We start from the raw sequence: 4,455 nt of genomic DNA, 5'->3' as shown, positions 1-4,455 counted from the left end.
CTGCGCTATCACTCCTAAGATTATAAAATCCCAGATGATGCATTTCGAGCCAGGATTGATCGGTGGGCCGTTGTGACGCGTCTTCCAAAAGCGAAGCGATCTGTTCACGGGAAGCCTTGTCCTTGATCATTGAAAGAACGAGGTCCTGGGCTTTACGCGGATGGCCTTCATCAGAGAGCAGCACGCAATGAACCCCGATCCGGGGCGCGATCAGTCCGGATCGAAGCCTGAGCTCATCGCCTTTGCGATAAAGCTCAACGGCTCTGATGCCCGCTATCTTCTGATCAACCGCAATAGCCAGAAGACGCCGCTCTAAAAGTCCAGATCCTGAAGCCTTCAAGAATAGCTCATAAACGCCGCTTGTTTGCCCGAAAACAAGCTGCTGCTCAAATTCCACCTCGCCAAATCGGCCATAAGCGAAACGGTAAACCCCTGCGTTGACTAGGCTCTCAAATGTGTCTTCGTCCAGGCGGTCAAAGGGAAGCGCAAGCGCCCCAAACCCATTTCGATCCAGATAGCGCACAATCGCCAGGATCGCAGTTCGGCTATCAAGAATCGGTGCGATCCTTTTTTCAATATCCTGAGCGCTTAGGTCACCTTCAGCACGCAAGATATCCGCGCAGGCCTTGGCGTAATGCGCATCCGTTTTGGGTTTGGAGAAGAGCTTTGACCAAAGACCCCGACCCTTTGAAAGCCCGTCATCTTCTTTGGGGTGAGACTTGCGGCGGTTGATGATGGCGTCCTGAAGCTCTTTTTCGAGCCAGAGCTCGCTTAAAAGCCCTTGATCGCGCACCTGTTTTAAGATGCGCGCAATCTGGAGCACAAGGTTTGGATGAATGTCATTTTTCATGAGAACCCCCAGCGTGACGTCTCAGGGGGCGTATAGGCAAACGAGAGCCAGAGCCCCTCGCCCAAGCATTGCTCATTTTTCCCCAAAACCGTTCAAACCTTAAGAACCCTCTTACAGGCCGACAAGTAAATTCAGAAAGCCTGATAAGAAGCCAAGCCCCCCCCCCTTTTTTTCGCTATGGACCGAGCGATGCGCCTTGACTTCAATGCCGTCGATGGAGGTCGAGTTCGTGATCGCCTCGGTGGCGGCCAGATTCTCGGCGACGTTGGCCCGGTAGGGACGAAGGGACTAGCGATTGAATCGGTTGCCGATTGTCGTCCAAGCACCGAGTTGGGGGGGGCTCAATATGAGTTGCTGTTTAGCCACCCTGTTGAAATTTCCAGTCATTCGTTCGCAGTTATTCGACTTTTGGGTTTCTCTCACGATCAAAATGCACAATCCTAAAACGTGTATTGGGAGGGGATAGGATGCCGTTCGGAGAGAATTACAATATTGTTTGGTTGGCTGGGGTTATAGGCGCAGCGCTGATCGGACTTTTGGGAATCGTCATTAGACGCGTCTCTGTTCCAAAGAATCCCGCATATGTTGAAAAGTGCATCCAGCAACTGAATAGTATCCGGCAGACCTTGCGTACACAAAGGCCACAAGTATTTAATCCAAATACTGGAGATTTGTTAGTAGAGCCGCCACAAAGCACGAGTCAACTTTTTGATTTGCTAAAGTACCTGATGGCGCGAGATGACCATAATCAAGAAATATTTCGTATAATTCGTCACGTTTTGTACCCCAGCAAACGAGGTCGAGTGTTGAGGGCTTTGAAGTCCTCTCAGAGCGCTCGAAAGCGCATTCTAAAGCACTTTCAGAGTGCGAAGGAGAAAATAGACGTTGATAGATTTTCAAAAGCCGACTTCGAACGAATGCTCCAAGAAATACTAGATGCGGCTGATAAATTTGTCATTTTCGAGAAAGAAATGGTGCGAGCAGTCGATGAGTCACTAGACTGTTGGGCGGACCGGATCGGGTAGGAGTGTATCATGGGAATTGAAATCATCATTGTTGTTGGGGTGATTGCCATAATCATTCTGGTTTCAGCGTTCGTCCTTGGTCGCAACTTCCTTACAGCGAAGGCCATCGGACCGGAACTGATGCAGGTCAGACAGAATTTTGAGACTCAGCGTCGGGATATTCGCGCCTCGCTTTCGCAGAAAGTTTCTGAGGCGAGTTATTCAGGCTTAGGTGAACAAGCGTCAGCGGATTCGGTAGTATCAGCCTTAAAGGAGACCTCCAAACTGCGTGCTTGGGTGTTGGATCACGCTTATGGGCTGCCTGCGCTTGTAAGGTCCGAAGTTGAGGAAGGGATCGACGGAATGACGCGCGACCTCAATGAAATTAAGCGAATCGATGAGCAGAAAACTGACAGTGATCTGGCTAAGGCTGAGCTGGATGCCGCTCGAAGGGTGTTTGCGAACTCTTTTAGTGCGCGGGCGGATAAAATCCGGTCGCTCGCTTCGAGGAGTGACTAAAAGCGCTGCTCCAAAGAATCTATTTGGCGCTTGATAAGCACCGGCTCAAATGTATACCGACCCTAACCCGTTCTAATATTTCAACACCTCGCCTGAGATCATCCGCCTTGCGATGATGACGTGTATCCGATTCCCGCTGTCTCTGACGAACTTCGAAGATATGCTCCACGAGCGTAGCATCGACATTAGTCATATGACGGCTCGGTTCTGGTGGGGCCGATTGGGGCCCAGGTCGTGAGCTGTCAGGCTTGGACGTTCTGACGCTGCGCGCCCATGACAGCGTCATCAACAAAGGAATGGGGGATTCTGTAATGTCCGCCCTTATCGATTATGTGGGGCGCAAACCGTGATCAGCTCCAATCATGAGCTGGGTGGTGCTCAGCTCCCTCCAGGAAATAGCCAAAGTCAGGTTCGCGTCAGCTAGTCTGCACACAATACGCGTTTTACAGTGCGCCCTGTAGGATGGTGTGATGCGGGTATTGATAATCGAAGATAATGACCGTCTGTCATTATTGCTCGCAGAGGGGCTGACCCGGCGTGGATTTAGCTGTGATGTGGCGGGGTCTTTGACCAGCGCCGCGGACCACATCGCCGTGACTGCGTATGACGTTCTTGTATTGGATCTTGGCCTGCCGGATGGCGATGGGGTGAATTGGCTTAAATCTTTGCCAGCCATTCATACGCCGGTGCTCGTTCTCACAGCGCGCGCCAGTGTGGGCGAGCGGATCATCGGCCTCGACGCCGGGGCGGATGACTACATGGTTAAACCGGCAGATCCTGATGAGATCGCCGCCCGGTTACGCGCCTTGTTGCGGCGGCCCGGCGCACGAGAGCCTGCACGGATCGAAGTGGGAGAGCTGACATTTGATCCGGCGGCGCGCGAGGCCCGGTTCAAGGACGCTCCCTTGCGCCTGGGGCGTCGGGAAGCGGCCTTGCTTGAAGTCCTGATGAAACGACCTGATGCAGTGGTCTCGCGAGAAGCGATCGAGACCGCGCTTTACAGCTGGGATGATGCTGTTAGCGCGAATGCTCTGGAAGCCACCGCGTCTCGCCTGCGCCGTCGCCTTGCAGACGCTGGGGCGGGTGGACTGATCCATGTGGTCCGCGGCGTGGGCTATTATCTCGGAGAGGTGGCGAATTGACCTCTTTGCGCCGCATGTTGGTATCGGGTTTCGTGATCAGCGCCCTCCTTGGCGCGGTCGTGCTTATTGTGCTTGTGGGATTGGAGTACGGGTTTTTCTCCCAAACTCCGCCGCCACTGAACGCCACGTTGACCGAGATCGTGGAGCATGTGGTGATCCCGCTGCTGGTGTTTGTCGGGCTGTCCATGGCGGGGAGCATCCTTGTGATCAATGCAGCGACGCGACGGCTCAAGACGGTGGCGGATCTCGCCAATGAAGCCAGCACGCGCGGCGAAGCCTTTCAGGCGCCGCTCGAGGCGCTGCCACGCGAAATTCACCCTTTCGCTGAGGCGGTCAACCGTTTGACAGACCGTTTGGACCGCCATGCGCGCCAGCAAGAAGCTTTCGCGGCAGACGCTGCGCATGAGCTCAAGACGCCGCTTTCGATTCTGGCTCTGGAGCTCGATCGCCTGCCCCGGGACACCGCTTCTGCCTTGAAGACGCAGGTCCATTCACTGTCTGCACTGATTGACCAGCTTCTACTGCTCGCCCGATCCAATAATCCAGGCGGCCAAAATCCGGTTGATCTGGCTGCACTCAGTAAGCGTGTTGTCGCCGATCTTGCGCCCCGCGCCATCCATGACGGAAAATCGCTTTCCTATGAAGATGCGGGATCGGTCCGGATTTGCGGTCTTGAGGAGGCGCTCGCCAGCGCTCTGAGAACATTGGTGGACAACGCTTTGCGTGAAACCCCCGCTGGCGGAGAAGTTGTCGTACGAGCGGGCCCCGGGGCGCAAGTCGCGGTGCTGGATGGCGGCGCCGGCCTGGATGCCCCCTCGCTTGAGCGCTTCAAGGCGCGCGGAGTCCGGGCGGATCAGGGCGCTTCGGGCAGCGCTGGCTTGGGGCTGGCGATTGCTGACCGGATCGCAGAAGCTCATGACGGCGAGCTTGAAACCTGCCG

5 protein-coding genes and 1 pseudogene are annotated in these 4,455 nt (G+C 54.9%); 5 read left to right on the top strand and 1 reads right to left on the bottom strand.

All coding sequences use genetic code 11. The features are described from left to right. Nucleotides 1-850: hypothetical protein (locus tag B3M53_RS09750; protein ID WP_286800260.1), on the bottom strand; the 850-nt coding region annotated here is incomplete at its 3' end. A gap of 467 nt (nt 851-1,317) precedes the next feature. On the opposite strand from B3M53_RS09750, the gene B3M53_RS09745 reads away from it, so the two are divergent. The 5 genes and pseudogenes from B3M53_RS09745 to B3M53_RS09730 form a co-directional block, all read left to right on the top strand. Then, nucleotides 1,318-1,875, top strand: a complete 558-nt coding sequence (locus tag B3M53_RS09745; RefSeq protein ID WP_160093021.1) for a hypothetical protein — start codon at nt 1,318-1,320, stop codon at nt 1,873-1,875. Between the two features lie 9 nt (nt 1,876-1,884). Continuing rightward, nucleotides 1,885-2,373 carry a hypothetical protein gene (locus B3M53_RS09740; RefSeq protein WP_286800258.1) on the top strand — a complete coding sequence of 163 codons (489 nt, stop codon included), beginning with the start codon at nt 1,885-1,887 and terminating at the stop codon, nt 2,371-2,373. A 112-nt stretch (nt 2,374-2,485) separates the two neighbouring features. Continuing rightward, nucleotides 2,486-2,602, top strand: a pseudogene (locus B3M53_RS14705) (IS6 family transposase); the annotation flags it as partial. A gap of 241 nt (nt 2,603-2,843) precedes the next feature. Beyond that, nucleotides 2,844-3,515 (top strand): response regulator transcription factor, encoded by a 672-nt coding sequence (locus tag B3M53_RS09735; RefSeq protein ID WP_286800257.1) that lies wholly within the window; start codon nt 2,844-2,846, stop codon nt 3,513-3,515. A 59-nt stretch (nt 3,516-3,574) separates the two neighbouring features. Next, nucleotides 3,575-4,455: sensor histidine kinase (locus B3M53_RS09730; protein ID WP_286800255.1), on the top strand; the 881-nt coding region annotated here is incomplete at its 3' end.

This window comes from Oceanicaulis sp. UBA2681 (assembly GCF_002354675.1).
Classification (GTDB): domain Bacteria; phylum Pseudomonadota; class Alphaproteobacteria; order Caulobacterales; family Maricaulaceae; genus Oceanicaulis; species Oceanicaulis alexandrii.
Note: the sequence above shows the minus strand (reverse complement) of the source record. Positions and strands in the feature narration are given on the sequence as shown.